This is a genomic window from Agromyces indicus, assembly GCF_031432295.1.
In the GTDB taxonomy this organism is placed as follows: Bacteria; Actinomycetota; Actinomycetes; order Actinomycetales; family Microbacteriaceae; genus Agromyces; species Agromyces indicus.
Map to the genome: position 1 here is coordinate 103648 of NZ_JAVKGS010000005.1, position 14354 is coordinate 118001.

Annotated in this window: 18 protein-coding genes and 1 tRNA gene; 4 read left to right on the forward strand and 15 right to left on the reverse strand. The window is 73.1% G+C overall.

From position 1 onward, the window contains the following. Positions 1 to 89: 89 nt before the first annotated feature. Together RH861_RS15585 and RH861_RS15590 are read left to right on the forward strand one after the other, a co-directional pair. Positions 90 to 497 carry a YchJ family protein gene (locus RH861_RS15585; RefSeq protein WP_310521763.1) on the forward strand — a complete coding sequence of 136 codons (408 nt, stop codon included), beginning with the start codon at positions 90 to 92 and terminating at the stop codon, positions 495 to 497. 171 nt (positions 498 to 668) lie between these two features. After that, the gene (locus RH861_RS15590) at positions 669 to 1307 is read left to right on the forward strand and encodes a GTP pyrophosphokinase (protein WP_374760994.1); all 639 of its coding nucleotides are present in this window, start codon (positions 669 to 671) and stop codon (positions 1305 to 1307) included. Positions 1308 to 1334: 27 nt separating this feature from the next. On the opposite strand, the gene ligD is transcribed toward RH861_RS15590, so the two are convergent. Together ligD and RH861_RS15600 are read right to left on the reverse strand one after the other, a co-directional pair. Further along, the gene (gene ligD / locus RH861_RS15595; protein WP_310521764.1) at positions 1335 to 2366 is read right to left on the reverse strand and encodes a non-homologous end-joining DNA ligase; all 1032 of its coding nucleotides are present in this window, start codon (positions 2364 to 2366) and stop codon (positions 1335 to 1337) included. A gap of 35 nt (positions 2367 to 2401) precedes the next feature. Beyond that, positions 2402 to 2680, reverse strand: coding sequence for a DUF2277 domain-containing protein (locus RH861_RS15600; protein WP_310521765.1), 279 nt, complete (start codon positions 2678 to 2680; stop codon positions 2402 to 2404). A gap of 192 nt (positions 2681 to 2872) precedes the next feature. Here RH861_RS15600 and RH861_RS15605 point away from each other — a divergent pair, with 192 nt between their 5' ends. Beyond that, positions 2873 to 3115, forward strand: coding sequence for a hypothetical protein (locus RH861_RS15605; protein ID WP_067945267.1), 243 nt, complete (start codon positions 2873 to 2875; stop codon positions 3113 to 3115). A 10-nt stretch (positions 3116 to 3125) separates the two neighbouring features. Here RH861_RS15605 and RH861_RS15610 read toward each other — a convergent pair whose 3' ends face one another. The 12 genes from RH861_RS15610 to RH861_RS15665 form a co-directional block, all read right to left on the reverse strand. Further along, positions 3126 to 4196 carry a YihY/virulence factor BrkB family protein gene (locus RH861_RS15610; RefSeq protein WP_310521766.1) on the reverse strand — a complete coding sequence of 357 codons (1071 nt, stop codon included), beginning with the start codon at positions 4194 to 4196 and terminating at the stop codon, positions 3126 to 3128. An 83-nt stretch (positions 4197 to 4279) separates the two neighbouring features. Beyond that, the gene (locus RH861_RS15615) at positions 4280 to 5539 is read right to left on the reverse strand and encodes an AI-2E family transporter (protein ID WP_310521767.1); all 1260 of its coding nucleotides are present in this window, start codon (positions 5537 to 5539) and stop codon (positions 4280 to 4282) included. A gap of 256 nt (positions 5540 to 5795) precedes the next feature. Beyond that, complete coding sequence (locus RH861_RS15620; RefSeq protein WP_310521768.1) at positions 5796 to 6707, reverse strand: aggregation-promoting factor C-terminal-like domain-containing protein; 912 nt, start codon at positions 6705 to 6707, stop codon at positions 5796 to 5798. Positions 6708 to 6892: 185 nt separating this feature from the next. Further along, a complete protein-coding gene (locus RH861_RS15625) occupies positions 6893 to 7090 on the reverse strand; it encodes a hypothetical protein (RefSeq protein ID WP_310521769.1) in 198 nt (65 codons plus the stop codon). 133 nt (positions 7091 to 7223) lie between these two features. Beyond that, a complete protein-coding gene (locus RH861_RS15630) occupies positions 7224 to 7997 on the reverse strand; it encodes a glycosyltransferase family 2 protein (protein ID WP_310521770.1) in 774 nt (257 codons plus the stop codon). Positions 7998 to 8061: 64 nt separating this feature from the next. Beyond that, entirely contained in the window at positions 8062 to 9735 is a 1674-nt protein-coding gene (locus RH861_RS15635) for a SulP family inorganic anion transporter (RefSeq protein ID WP_310521771.1), read from the reverse strand. Continuing rightward, on the reverse strand, positions 9732 to 10142 hold the full coding sequence (locus tag RH861_RS15640) for an ArsR/SmtB family transcription factor (protein WP_248598948.1): 411 nt from the start codon (positions 10140 to 10142) through the stop codon (positions 9732 to 9734). Before RH861_RS15640 ends, RH861_RS15635 begins: the two co-directional genes overlap by 4 nt. Positions 10143 to 10251: 109 nt before the next feature. Next, complete coding sequence (locus RH861_RS15645) at positions 10252 to 10833, reverse strand: mismatch-specific DNA-glycosylase (protein WP_310521772.1); 582 nt, start codon at positions 10831 to 10833, stop codon at positions 10252 to 10254. Continuing rightward, positions 10833 to 11288: an NUDIX domain-containing protein gene (locus RH861_RS15650; protein ID WP_310521773.1), complete on the reverse strand. Its 456-nt coding sequence runs from the start codon at positions 11286 to 11288 to the stop codon at positions 10833 to 10835. The genes RH861_RS15645 and RH861_RS15650 overlap by 1 nt, the downstream gene beginning before the upstream one ends. A 100-nt stretch (positions 11289 to 11388) precedes the next feature. Then, positions 11389 to 11462 (reverse strand) — tRNA-Pro (locus RH861_RS15655). Positions 11463 to 11574: 112 nt separating this feature from the next. Beyond that, positions 11575 to 12231, reverse strand: coding sequence for a hypothetical protein (locus tag RH861_RS15660; protein ID WP_310521774.1), 657 nt, complete (start codon positions 12229 to 12231; stop codon positions 11575 to 11577). Further along, complete coding sequence (locus RH861_RS15665) at positions 12228 to 12707, reverse strand: MarR family winged helix-turn-helix transcriptional regulator (RefSeq protein ID WP_310521775.1); 480 nt, start codon at positions 12705 to 12707, stop codon at positions 12228 to 12230. The genes RH861_RS15660 and RH861_RS15665 overlap by 4 nt, the downstream gene beginning before the upstream one ends. Positions 12708 to 12782: 75 nt before the next feature. Here RH861_RS15665 and RH861_RS15670 point away from each other — a divergent pair, with 75 nt between their 5' ends. Beyond that, positions 12783 to 13406, forward strand: a complete 624-nt coding sequence (locus RH861_RS15670; protein WP_310521776.1) for a GNAT family N-acetyltransferase — start codon at positions 12783 to 12785, stop codon at positions 13404 to 13406. 18 nt (positions 13407 to 13424) lie between these two features. Here RH861_RS15670 and RH861_RS15675 read toward each other — a convergent pair whose 3' ends face one another. After that, positions 13425 to 14345 (reverse strand): CHAD domain-containing protein, encoded by a 921-nt coding sequence (locus tag RH861_RS15675; RefSeq protein WP_310521777.1) that lies wholly within the window; start codon positions 14343 to 14345, stop codon positions 13425 to 13427. Positions 14346 to 14354 lie beyond the last annotated feature (9 nt).

Consider the following 14354-nt stretch of genomic DNA (forward strand, 5'->3'; position numbering starts at 1 on the left):
GAATCTGAATGAAACCTCGGTTTCGGCTGGGCATCCCATGATCGGAGGCGCGCGGGCTCGGCGCGCGGCTGGTGCGGCACACTGGTGTGGTGCCTCCGCAGACCCCCGTCGACCGACCGGCCGCGTCGTCGCCGTGCCCGTGCCGGAGCGGTGCCGCGTTCGGCGAGTGCTGCGGGCCGTACCTCTCCGGCCGGGCCGCGGCTCCGACGGCCGTGCAGCTCATGCGATCGCGGTACACCGCGTTCGCCGTGGGCGACGCGGCATACCTGCTCGCGACGTGGCATCCGTCGACGCGCCCCCGCACGCTCGAGCTCGACCCGCACATCACGTGGCGATCGCTCGAGATCGTCCGCTCGGCGCGGGGCGGTCCCCTCGACCGCGACGGCCTGGTCGAGTTCGTGGCCCGCTACGTCGTCGACGGCGAGCGCGGCGCGCAGTCGGAGGTGAGCCGGTTCGTGCGCGAGGACCGGTGGCGGTACGTCGACGCGGAGGGGTGACCCGTCGCTGAGAACGCGCACCGGATCCATAGGGAACCCGAAGCTCGGCGCCCTACCGTGGCATCCGTGACCCCGCTCGACGGAACCCCGCGCACCCATCGCACCGGTCCCATGCTGACGCCCCGGGCGCAACGGTCGCTCGATGCGCTGGACGGTCGCACGCTCGACGAGATGCGAGCGCTGCGGGACGAGACCGAGCGGTTCATGCAGCAGTACAAGTTCGGCATGGATGAGGTGATCACGAAGCTGTCGATCCTGCGCGAGGAGTTCAGCCAGGCGCACGCGTACAACCCGATCGAGCACATCTCGAGCCGGTTGAAGTCGGTCGACAGCGTGGTGGAGAAGATGCGCCGCAAGGGCGTGGAGCCGACGTTCGACGGGATCCGCGAGACGATCACCGACATCGCCGGCGTGCGCGTGACGTGCAGCTTCGTCTCGGATGCGTACCGGCTCGCGGAGCTGCTGACGGCGCAGGCGGACGTGCGCGTGCTCCAGGTGAAGGACTACATCGCGCAGCCGAAGGAGAACGGCTACCAGAGTCTGCACCTCATCGTCGAGGTGCCCGTGTTCCTCTCGACCGGTGAGCACGCCGTCGCCGTCGAGGTGCAGATCCGGACGATCGCGATGGACTTCTGGGCGAGCCTCGAGCACAAGATCTACTACAAGTACGACCGACGGGTGCCGGGCGACCTGCTCGAGCAGTTGACCGATGCCGCGCGGACGGCCGCCGAACTCGACGCGCGAATGGAGCGGCTGCATCGGTCGGTGCACGGGGTGCCGCACACGAGGACTGCGCCGACGCACGTGTGACCTGTGCCGCGCCGCGGACAGGGGGGGTCAGTCGTCGGCGTCGCCGCGTCGGGCCCGGCTCGGCTGGACCCGCGTGGGCTCGCCCGGCATCTTGGGGAAGTCGGGCGGGAACGGCAGCTCGGGCAGTCCGTCGTCGAGGTCGCGCTGCCACCACTCGAGGAGCGTGTCGATGCGGCCCGGGGCCGCGTGCATGTCGGCCCACGGGTCGCCCCGTTCCGCCAGGCGGGCGGGGACGGTGCGGATGGTGTGTTCGGCCGGGTCCGTCGACTCGAGCTCGTCCCAGTCGAGGGGGCACGACACGGTCGCGTCGGGCAGGGGCCTCGGGCTGTAGGCGCCCGCCATCGTGCGGTCGCGATTGGCCTGGTTGAAGTCGAGGAAGATGCGTTCGCCGCGCTCCTCCTTCCACCACGCGGTGGTGACCGCGTCGGGCATCCGGCGCTCGAGTTCGCGGGCGAGTGCGATGACGGCGTGGCGCACGTCGAGGAACTCGTGCTCGGGCTCGATGGGCGCGAAGACGTGGATGCCGCGGTTGCCGGAGGTCTTCACGTACCCGGTGAGTCCGACCTCGGAGAGGAGGTCGCGCATCGCGAGGGCCGCCGGCACCGCCTGGGCGAACCCCGTGCCGGGTTGGGGATCCAGGTCGACCCGCAGCTGGTCGGGCAGGTCGGTCGCCTCGGCACGCGACGCCCACGGGTGGAAGACGACGGTGTTCATCTGGGCGGCCCACACCGCTCCGGCCGGTTCATCGATCACGAGCTGCGGGTGGCGGCGCCCGCTGGGGTAGGCGACGGTGACGTCGCGCATCCACTCCGGGACGCCGCGGGGCGGGTTCTTGGAGAAGAAGCGTTCGCCGTCGACGCCCTCGGGGAAGCGTTCGAGCGAGACCGGCCGGCCGCCGTTCGCGGCGACGAAGGCCGCGCCGACGGCGACGAGGTACTCGGTCAGCTCGAGCTTCGTGATGCCCGGACCGGGCCACAGCACGCGCGAGGGACTGGAGATCCGCACGGCGCGCTCGCCGTCGGGTCCGGGGATGTGCAGGGTCACCGCGTCGCCGGCCATGGTTCGACGCTACCCCTCGCCGCCGACGCGACGCCTCAGGCGCTCGCCGTGGCGTACCGCTTGGCGGCGCGCGCCCTCGCCTTGGCCGCCTCGACCTCGCGGTCCTTCGGCGGCGCCGAGGTGACGAGATGATCGAGGAGGTGCTGGGTGGCGAGCGCGACCGCGTCGACGGCCTCGTCGAACGCGGCCTGGTTCGCCTTCGACGGGCGGGTGGCTCCGCTGACCTTGCGGACGTACTGCAACGCGGCGGCCCGGACCTCGTCGTCGGTCGCCGCCGGCTCGAAGTTGTGGAGGGGGTGGATGTTCCTGCACATGCGGGGAGCCTAACCCCGCGCTCCCGGGGCGTCGAGGGGCGGCCGGCGTCGACGTCGGCGCGATCCGCCCGCCCGGGCACTACTCGCGCCGCGCCGACGCGTCAACAGGGTGGACGCCGCGCCCGTGGATGCCTAGCGTGTGCCTTGACCGCCGCGCCGAGCGGGACCACGGTCGCGACGAACGGAGTGAGCATGGCCGACATCCGATCCGATGAGCCGTTCGAGGGCGAGTACACCGACTCCGAGCTGCCCGCCGATGCGGTCCTCCCGAAGGACGCCGACGCCGGCGTGAACGACGGCGACTGGAACGCGGACGGGGACGCGGTGGTCGTGGACGACGCCGCCGCGGACGCCGTCGTCATCGAGGAGGAGGGCGAGTACACCGACTCGGACTTCGACGCCGACCGACGCCGCGACGGGATCGCCGGGCCCTGACCCTCGACCCTCAGGAACGCCGCTGCCGGGCGTGCGCGCCGGGATCGTGCACGCCCGGCAGCGCGTCGCGGGCCGCCGCCACCTCGGCCGCGGCATCCGCTGCGCGTCGTTCGGCGCGCTTGAGGCGTCGCAGTGCGGCCGACGTGGCCCCGTAGCGCGACGCCACGCGATCGGTCTCGTCATCCACGCCGGTGACGATGTAGGCGCTCGCGAGGAGCACGACCTGGCTGGAGAGGTTCAGCCAGATGAGCAGCGCGATGATCGATCCGAACGAGGCGACCAGCGGGTTGTTCGTGGCACCGCCGACGAACAGTCCCGAGAGCACCTGCAGCACGGTGAGCCCGGCGCCGCCGATGAGCGCCCCGGCCCACAGCGTCCGGGCTCCCGGCCGCAGGCCCGACAGCACCCGGAACAGGCCGGCGATCACCACCGTGTCGATGACGAAGGTGACGAGGACCGTGAGCGTGCGCGAGCCGGTGTCGAGCAGGGCGTCGCCGACGGGCAGGCCGAGCCAGTCGAGTGCGACGCCGAGGGCACCCGTGCCGACCACGGTGATCAGCGCGGCGACCGCCAGCAGCACGCCGAACCCGATGGCGATGGCCAGGTTGCGCAGGATCGTCCAGAGGAAGAACCGCTCGGGCTCCGGTCGGCCCGTGAGCGCGCGGAGCGCCACGTCGAGGGAGGAGATCGCGCCGATCGCGGCGCCGAGCAGACCGAGCAGCGCCAGCGCACCGGTGATGCTCAGGGTGAGCGGCTGCACGATGTCGTCGGGGTCGATGACGCCGCCCTCACCCACGAGTCCCGGGATGACGGTGCCGACCGTCTCGACGAGGGCCTCGATCGCATCGCGGTTGCCCGCCAGCCAGATGCCGGCGACCGCGAACCCGAGGTACACGCCCGCGAACACCGAGAACAGCGTGCGGTAGGTCACCGAGTCCGCCAGCGCCGGGCCGTGCGCCTCCTGGTAGTGCAGGAACGCGCGAACGGGCTTGGTGCTCATCGCCCACTCGACCATCCGGGTCAGTCGGGCGCGGATGCCGCCGCGGGCGGGCACGAGGGCGGGTCCGGTGCGCTCGCTCATCCCGACAGGCTATCGACGGCTCCGGGATCCGGGCGCCGACTCGTCGGGGCGGGCGGGGATTGATCCGCCGGTGCGGAGCGGGGTCACCGGCTGCGGCGCCGACCGGCGCGCGCGGCACGTGCGGCGCGGCCCTCCGCACGCGCCTCGGCGGACATCTCGGAGGCGAGCTCCTTGGTCTCGTGCACGTCACCGGTGGCCGGCCGCCACCAGCGGATGCCGGGGTCGGCGTCGATGAGCACCGCGCGGGCGAGCAGGGTGAGCGGCACGGCCAGGATCGCCCCGACCGGGCCGAGCACGAGCGCCCAGAACAGCACCGACACGAACGTGATCGTCTCGCTCAGTCGGACGGCGCCGCCGACCACCTTCGGCTGGATGATCGACTGCACGACCGCGTTGACCAGGCCGTAGACGACGATGACGGCGACGGCCGTCGGCCAGCCCCCGGCGAGGAACCCGAACACGATCGGCGGGATGATCGCGATGAAGTAGCCGATGTTCGGGATGAAGCTGCAGATGAACGACAGGAGCCCCCAGAGCAGCGCCCCGGGGACCTGGAGGATGACGAGCGCCAGCCAGTTGACGAGCCCCTGGACGACGCCGAGCCCGGTCGTGACCACCATGTAGCGGCGCACGTTGCGGGTGAATCCGGCAAGCGCCTCCACGAGGTCGGGCCGTCGCGGCTCGAGCTGGCGCAGGATCGCCGGGCCGTAGGTCGCATCCACCGCCATGAGGATCAGCAGGGTGAGGACGATGACGAGCGAGAACACGACGCCGGTCACGCCGCCGAGCAGGCCAGTGGCGATCTCGATCGCCCGTGACGGCTCGAGCCCGGCGACGATCGTCTCGGCCTGCGCGGCGCCGAATCCGATCGACTCGAGCGCGTCGGCGACGGCCGCGACGCCCGCCTCGATCTGGTCCGCGTACTGCGGCAGCAGTGCGGTGAACTGGGCGAGCGCGACGAACAGCGCTGCGAAGAACCCGGTCAGGAGCGCGAACACCGCGACGATCGCGCTGCCCGTCGCCAGGCCGCGGGGCACGCCCCGCCGCTCGAGGCGACGGCGGATCGGGTGCACGCAGATGGTCAGCACGAGGGCGAGCACCACGGGCGCCACGACGCTCCGGGCCGCGGCGAGTCCGAACACCACCACGACGGCGGCGGCGAGGCCGACCAGGATGACGGTGGCGCGCGGCAGCAGCGCCCGCGGCACCGGGGCGGCGGACGCGGCGTCCGGGACGAGCGGCTGCCCTCGTCGCTCGGCGGGATCCCCCCGACGAGCCCACCGGTCCCGGAGCATGCGTCCCCCGATCATCACTGCCGGATCGGCCGGCGACGCCGACCCCATGCGCGGACGCTAGCACCGCCCGGTGCGGCCCGGTGGGACTTCGGTCCCCGTCGAGCGGCGCGTCGGGGATCGGCGCGATCGCCGTGCGGACGCCATCCGTCACGGGCGACGGCGCGGGGTGCAGAGACCCGAGCAGAGCGCGAACGAGCACCGCCTGCTCGCCGCGATGGACGCGGACGGGCGGGCGGTGCTCGAACGGGTGCTCAGCCGGTGGCCGTCGACCCTCGAAGGTCCGGGCCGAACCGGGTGGCGGTGATCAGTACCAGCCGACCGACACCGAGTGCGACCAGGCGCCGCAGGGGGTGCCGTAGCGGCCGGAGATGTAGCCCAGGCCCCACTTGATCTGCGTGGCGGCACTGGTCTGCCAGTCGGCGCCGGCCGTCGCCATCTTGTCGCCGGGGAGGGCCTGCGGGATGCCGTACGCGCCGCTGGAGGGGTTCGTCGCGTAGACGTTCCAGCCCGACTCCTTGTTCCAGAGGTCGACGAGGCAGCCGAACTGGTCGTCGCCCCAGCCGTACATGGACGACATCAGGTCGCGGGCGATCGCCTGCGCACCGCTCGGGTTCGCCGGGCCGGACGGGTAGGACGGGGTGCTCGGCTCCGCCTGCGCCTCGGCGGCGGCCTTCTCGGCCGCGGCCTTCTCGGCGGCGGCCTTCTCGGCCGCGGCCTTCTCGGCGGCGGCCTTGTCGAACGCGGCGATATCGGCCTTGACCTCGTCGGCGTGTGCGGTGGCGACGTCGACCAGCTCGAACACGCGCTCCGGGGCGAGGTAGGTGTAGTGCTCGAGCGTCGCGACCGTGGACGCGAGCTCGGCAGCATCGGCCTTGCCCTCGGCGGCGGCGAGCGTGTCGCCGGCGACGGTGAGGGTGTCCTCCGCGGACTTCACGGCCTGGGCCTGGAGGATGCCGCCGTGGGCGTCGAGCTGCTCGATGCCGCGGTTGTGGGCCTCGGCGAGCGCCGCGGTCTCCGCGATGCGGGCGTGCTCATCGGCGACGGCGCCCTGCAGGGCGAAGCCGGAACCGACGAGCGCGCCGACGGCCACGACTGCGCCGGAGGCGAGCAGCGTCCGGCGGTTGCGACGCGTGCGTCGGACGCGGGTTCGCGTCGCCGCGAGGTCTTCGGGAGTGGGGTGCTGGGGGGCGTTGGGGGAAGTCGTCTCGTTGCGCATAGATGTCACGTGTCGGCGCGCGCGTGCTGTGCCGGCGCGCCGAGGTTCCTGTCGTCTCGGTGCAGTGAAGGGGGGTCGCCGTGGCGAAGCGGCCAGTCTGCACGGACTTCCTCCACGAGTCGTGCCCGTTTCCTGTGAAAGTCATCAAAGGTATCGACATTTCCTCACGGACCCATGGGATCCGTTCACCTTCCGGCGTGCGAGAAATCCGGGTATCCCTGCCACTCCCCCGGGCCGTGCGAGCGCACGAAGGCCGTGTGCACCCGTTCGCAGGCGCTGCGGAGCGTGGCCGACCAGCCGAGCAGTCGGCCCTCGAACTCGGCCCGGTAGCGGATGTCGCCGTCGAAGCGGACGATCGTGACGCGACCGTACTCGCGGCCCATCGTGTCGACCAGGCGCCATCGGCCGGGTTCGGGCTCGTCGGCGGCGAGGATCGGATGCCAGGTGACCAGTGCTGCTCCCTCCAGAGCGCCCCGGCCGGCGTGCCTCCCATGGTACGCCGCCGCTCCGGCGTCGTCAGCGCGAGGGGCGGCCGATGGGGCGCCGCGGCCGGGAACGGGGGCGCACGGCGCGCCGATACCACCGATACCAGGGGAACTCGGCAGGCCAGTGGGACACGATCGAGTGCATGCCGCGCCGCAGTCGCAGCATCCGGTCGCCCGAGAGGGCTCGCATCGAGACGCCCATCGTGAGCCGGTGGTCGTAGCGGATGCGGCGCCGCGGGCCGAGGTGCACCGACAGGTCCATGTCGTCGTGCATGAGCGGGTCGTGGCGGTGCACCCGGTCGCGCACCTCCAGCCAAGCGGATCGCCGAGCGGCGAAGTTCGAGCCGAAGAGCGGTACGTGTCCGAGTGCGGGCGTGACCGCGGCGAAGTAGCTGCCGAGGTAGGCCAGCGCGAGTGGACGGCGCCACCGGACGGGCCCGTCGATGAACGTCGCGGGGCCCGTGATCGCGGTGAGTTCGGGGTCGTCGGCGAACGTCGCGGCGATGTGCGCGATCCAGCCGGGGGGCGGCACGGAGTCGGCGTCGAGCCGTGCGACGATCTCGCATCGCGCCTCATCGAACCCGCGGGCCGACGCGGCCGGGATCCCGGCCTCGGGCTCGGTGACGACCCGCGCCCCGGCTGCCCCGGCGACGTCGGCGGAGTCGTCCGTCGACCCGTTGTCCACGACGACGATCTCGTCCGGGCGGACCTGCTGATCGGCGAGGGCGGCGAGGCATCGCCGGAGCACGTCGGCATCGTCCTTGACCGGGATGACGACCGAGACGGTGGGCGCAGGGGCGGGCATGCCTCCATCGTGCCCGAGCCCCGGATGCCGCGGCAGGGGCTTGCCGAACGCGCCGCGGAGCCGCTCAGCCGTGCGCCTCCGCGGCGCGCCGGGTGTGGCTGCGGGCGTGCTCGACGGCGGCGGCGAGGTCGTCGAAGAGGTGGTTGCGGTGCCGGAGGGAGGCGATCACGCCCACTCGCGTCGCGAGCTCCAGGTGGCGGCCCTGGATGCCCTTCACCAGCACGGTGACCCCGCGCCGCTCGAGCGCGTGGATGAGCTCGGTGATCACCTGGGCGCCCGTGGCGTCGAGCAGTTGGAGTTGCGACATCCGGATGATGACCACGTCGACGTCGCGCAGCGCGCCGACCCGCTGCAGCATCCGCTCGGCCGCGCCGAAGAACAGCGCACCCTCGAGACGGAACAGCGCGATGCGGTCGTCGCCGGCCGCCGCGGGAGCCGGCAGCTCCTCGCGGTGCACGCCGCTCGATCGGGCGAGCGTGCGCAGGGCGAGGAACGCGGCGACGGCGATGCCGACGAGGACCGCGGTGATCAGGTCGACGCTCACGGTCACGATCGCGGTGCCGACGAACACCGTCGCGTCGGCCCGCGTGGCTCCCATGACGGTGCGGACGGTCGCCAGCGAGATCATGCGGGTGGCGGTGACCATGAGCACGCCCGCGAGCGCAGCGAGCGGGATGGCGGCGACGACGGCGGCGCCGACCGCGACGATCCCGGCGAGCAGCACGGCATGGAGGACCGCGGCGAGCCGCGTCCGACCACCCGAGCGGACGTTCACCGCGGTGCGGGCGATCGCGCCCGTCGCCGGCATGCCGCCGAACAGCGCGGACGCGACCGAGGCGAGCCCCTGGCCGACGAGCTCGCGGTCGGCGTCGTACGGACCGGTGTCGGAGATGGTCGCCGCGACCCGCGCCGAGAGGAGCGACTCGATCGCGGCGAGGGCCGCGACGGTCGCGGCGGGCAGCAGGAGCGCGCCGAGCGTCTCGAGGTCGATGGCCGGCACCACCGGCGCGGGCAGCCCGGAGGGCAGTTCGCCGATCGTGGCGACGGGCGCGGCGGCGAGCGCGGTCACGACGGTCGCGACGACGATCGCGATGATCGAGCCGGGCACGAGCGGGTGGATGCGCGGGGCGGCGAGCATGATCGCGGCGACGACCGCGACGACGACGAGGGCCCACGCGGCATCCGGCCATGATGCGCGCGTCACCGCGTCGACGGCGCCGACGACCGCGTTGACGCCCTCGGTCGCGGGCACGCCGAGCGCGGAGGGCACCTGCTGCAGGAAGATGATGACGGCGATGCCGAGGGTGAAGCCCTCGATGACCGGCCAGGGGATGAACGTGACGGCCCGGCCGAGCCGGAGGACGCCGGTGGCGAGCACCATGAGCCCGGCCAGCACGCCGACGATCGCGAGCGCGCCGAGTCCGTGCGCGGCGATGATGGGCGCGAGCACGACGACCATCGCTCCGGTCGGACCGGACACCTGCACGTTCGATCCGCCGAACACGGCCGCGACGACGCCGGCGACGATGGCGGTGATCAGGCCGCTCGCCGCCCCGGCGCCCGAGCTCACGCCGAAGGCGAGGGCGAGCGGCAGCGCGACGATGCCGACCGTGATCCCCGCCACGAGGTCGCCCTTCCAGGTGCGACGCACGTCGCGGTAGTCGGTGGCGGCGGGCAGCAGCGAGCGGATGGCGCGTGCGGCGCGCTGCGCGGACGCGGGCGCGGGCGCGGCGGTCATGCGCCGGTCCGGGTCGCTGCGGCATCCGTGGTCGCGTCGGCCGTCTCGGGCGGAGCGAGGTCGGGCAGCGCGGACTGCTCGAGGAGCTGCCGCTCGGTGGTCTGCAGCACCTCGGCGAGCAGCGCCCGCGCGACGCGCAGCAGGTCGGCGACCTGCGGGTACGCGAGCCGGTAGCGCACCTGGTTGCCGCGGCGCTCGGCGGTGACGAGCCCGTAGTTGCGGAGGACGGCGAGGTGCTGCGAGAGGTGCGAGGCCTCGAGTCCGGTCGCCTCGAGCAGGTCGGAGACGGGCGTCTCGCCGGCGGATGACGCGAGCACCTCGAGCACGCGCACCCGGAGCGGGTGCGCGAGGCCCTTGAAGAGGTTGGCCTTGACCTCGTACAGCGGGCGACTGGCGTCCGAGAACATGCACTCCCCTAATGGATTGACGGATTCATCAATCCATTATGCGCATCTGCTCCCGTGTGGTCCGCGGGACCTTCGTCACGCCGCCCGGACGGCACGGTCGCCGACTGATTCAGCGCACCGGAGGGTGCAGTTCGATCCCCGCAGCGCGCGCCGGTTCGGCATACGCCGCCGCGAGATCGGCGACCGTCACGTGCGCGTTGAGCCCGCTCGGGTTGGGCACCACCCAGAGCTCGGCGTCGGCGAGCCGCTCTTCCTGGCGACCCGCCCTGGCTTTCGGCCGGTCGAAGCCCAGCCGATAGGCGGTGAGGCCGACGATCGCGACGACGAGCGGATGCCACGCGGCGACGTCGGCGGCGAGCCTCGCCGCCCCGGCGCGCAGCTCGGCGCGGTCGAGTTCGTCGGCCCGGGCGGTGGCCCGGTGCACGAGGTTGGAGATGCCGATGCCGGCGTCGAGGAACATCCGCCGGTCCTCCTCGGTGAACCCATCGGCGAAGCGCGGCATCCGCGGGATGATGCCCGCCGCGACGAGGGCGGGGTAGAACCGGTTGCCGGGGTGGGCGAAGTGGGTGCCGGTGGCGGCGGTCCAGAGGCCGGGGTTGATGCCGACGAACACGAGCCTGGGACGCTCGGGCATGAGGTCGTCGACGCTCCGGCCCCGGAACGACTCGAGCTCGGCGCGCGTGAACCCCATCAGTGCCGGTCCCCGTCGAGTGTCGCGGTCGCCGGAGCGTCGGCCGCCACCGGAGCGTCGATCGAGACGATGCCCGCCGATCGCAGCAGCTCGAGCAGGTCGGTGGTGAGCCGCATCCCCGGCAGGTCGCCGGACGGGACCCAGCGCGCATCGTCGGCGTCGTCGCCGTGGTCGAGCGTCCCGCCGAGGACGGCTGCGGCGAAGCCGTGGACCTCGTACTCGATGCCGGTCCCGGCGGGGACGCGGATCGTCCAGAGTTCCCGGCCCACCAGGACGCGCAGCCCGGTCTCCTCGAGCGCTTCGCGCGCCGCCGCCGCCTCGAGCGTCTCCCCCGGTTCGACGCGGCCGCCGGGGACGGACCACCGTCCGCGCTGCGGCTCGTGCGCCCGCCGGACGAGGAGCACGCGACCGTCGGCATCGGTGATGACCGCGCCGACCGCGAGCACCGTGTCCATGTCCTTCACCGTACGGCCTCGGGCGCCGTGCCGGGCGGCGCGGGAGGGACGACGAAGGCCCGGAACCTCGCGACATTCGCGTGGTTCCGGGCCTCTCCGGTCGGGCTGACAGGATTTGAACCTGCGACCCCTTGACCCCCAGTCAAGTGCGCTACCAAGCTGCGCCACAGCCCGATGTCCTCCGCGTTCCCGCAGAAGACAACTCGACCATCATAGCGGCATCGGAGGGGGTGCTCGTGCACACGCGGACCGCCGCGGCATCCGGTCGGCGGTGGCCGTGCTCAGCTCAGATGTGCCGTCGCACGGCGGCCATGAACCCGCTCGGGTCGTCGACCCAGATGCGAACCTCGTCGACCGCCTGCCGGCCGCCCTTGGGCGCGGTGCCGGGCAGGGCGACGATCGTCGGCCGCTCGAGCTCGATGGTGATCACGGTCCGGTCCTGCATCCGCAGCGACAGGATGCGGGTGCCGTCCGCCTCGGTCACCCTCGGTGACTTGGGCTCGTCGGTGCGGCGGTCGAGCGCGACGGACGCGATGTCGTCCCAGGACAGCGGCAGGTCGATCTCGAGGCCTTCGCGCACGCGGATCCCGTCGGGTCCGACGGTGTGCGGGCGCATCAGGTAGGCCGCGAGGAGGCCGATCATCCAAGTGAGCCCCCAGATGCCGAGGATCAGGAACGAGATGCGCACGACGGGCCACCGGTGCACGATCAGGTCGATGATCGGGATCTCGACCGCCGAGAGCACGATGAACACCATGAGGATCGTGAACACCGGGGCGTGGTAGGCGAATCCGGTGGCTCCGGGCGCGACGGCGGGACGGCGGGCGACGAGTCGACCGATGCTCGCGTAGATGCGGAGCTCGAGCTTCAGCGCGCGCAGCGCGAAGACGCCGAGGCGACGAGCGACGGACGGCCGGGCGGCCCGCTGGACGTCGGCGCTCATGGGACCGGCTCCATCGGCGGCGCTGCGGTGCGGCCGGCACCCGAGGCGGCGACGAGTCCCCGGAGGCGTTCGGCGACCGCGTCGAGGCCACGGAGGAAGGCGTCTCGATCGGCCGCCGGCACGGCCTCGAGCAGGGTCGCCGACAGCTCCTGGTGGTCGCGCTGCATCTCGCGCATGAGTTCCTCGGCGGGCGGGGTGAGCGTGACGAGCGTCGCCCGGCGGTCGGTCGGGTGAGGCGTGCGTTCGACGTAGCCGGCCTGCTCCAGCGCATCGACGAGGCCGGTGACGTTGCGGGCGCTCACCTCGAGGCGGGTCGCGAGGGCCTGCTGCGTGGACGGCCCGGCATGCACGAGCTCCCAGAGGACGCGGGTGCGGGCAGTGGTCAATGACGTGCCGGAGAACTCGCGGGCGAGATCGCGCTGGAAGAGCTCGCTGATCTCGAGCAACCGGTCGAGCACGGTGGGGTCGGGGGTCATATCGTGATGTTACTTCATGATTACCCTCATTCACTACGGCGAGCGGATGTCGGCGCACGGCGATAAGGTCGCCCCATGGACCGACCCGATCCCGACCACGCGCCCTCGCCGGCGAGCCTGCGCATCCTCCCCGCCGCCTCGGTCCCCCTCGCCGACGTCGAGGCGGTGTTCGGCACGCGCGGGGACCCGGCCGGCTGCTGGTGCCAGTGGTACAAGGTGCGCGGTGCCGACTGGCGGGAGGCGACGCCGGCCGAGCTCCGCGAGCGGCTCGCCGCGCAACTGGCCGAGCCCGGGCCGGGTCCCGGCCTCCTGGCGTACGACGGTGCGACGCCCGTGGGATGGTGCGCGGTCGAACCACGCCCGGCACTCGTCCGCCTGCAGCACAGCCCCGTCGGCTCCGCCACCACCGAACCGGACTTCGCGGACGCCGGGATCTGGTCGGTCTCGTGCTTCGTCATCCCGCGACGCTTCCGCAGAAGGGGCGTCGCGACCGCCCTCGCCGCTGCGGCCGTCGAGACCGCCCGGGAGCGCGGCGCACGGGTCGTCGAGGCCTACGCCGTCGACCCCGCCGAACGCGACAAGCCGCCCGCCGCCGAGCTGTTCCCGGGCACCGTCTCGATGTTCGAGGCGGCGGGCTTCACCGAGGTCGCGCGCCCCAAGCCGCACCGGGTGGTGATGCAGCGCCGCCTCGCCGAGTGAGCAGCGGAGCCCGATCCGCTACCCGTGCTTCGCGTGCCACCTCCGTGCCGCATCGAGCAGGTCGTCGACCGCATCGGGCAGGCGCCCCAGATGGCGGTCGGCGCGTGCGTCGGCGTCCTCGGCCAGCCGGTGGAGCGCGTCGCCCGGTCGACCCGCGTGCGCCTCATGCGCGGCCGCACGCCGAAGGTGCTCCGCGAAGAGCAGCTCGTCGCGGTGATCGCCGAGCACGTCGTGGATCTCGTCGCCCGCCTCGGCCAGCGCCACAGCCCGCTCGCCGAACAGCTCGACGGGCGGCTGCGTCACCGCCTCCGCGGCGTAGCGCAGCCGCCGAGCGGCCTTCCGCAGCTCGTGCAGGTCCTCGGCTCCCGCGTCATCCGGCAGTCGACGGGCCCGCTTCGCCGCGCGACGGGCCTCGCGGTCGAGCAGCCGGGCGAGCTCGCGGTGCGCGGGCCGTCCCGCCCGCTCGACGAGGGGCGGGTCGCGCAGCACGCGATCCAGTTCCTCCAGCCTGGCGACGGCCCGCGGCAACCGCTGCCGCTCGGCGAACCGCGCGTGCGCACGCTCGTGGGCGGCGGTCTCGTCGTCGATCAGGATGCTGCGCACGCGCGCCCGTTCGTCGGGAGTCGCGAAGCGCCCCACCTCGTCGGCTTCCGCGAGCGCGGCCTCGGCCACCTGGACGCGCACCTCGAGGTCGCGCACGGTGCCGAGCTCGTGGCCGAGCTCGCGGAGCCGGCGCCGCAGCCCGGTCACCACGCCGGCGTCGAGCACCGGCCCGTAGGCGGCAAGGAGACTGCGCAGGCGACGCACGTTCGTGCGCATCTGGTGCAGCCCGTCCGGCTCGTCCGCGAGCGCGAGGGGCCGGTTCTCCTCGAGGCGGTCCCGCACGTCGACGAGCGCACGCAGCACGATCGTCCCCGCGTCCTCGTCGCGCTCCCCCATCCGCCCATG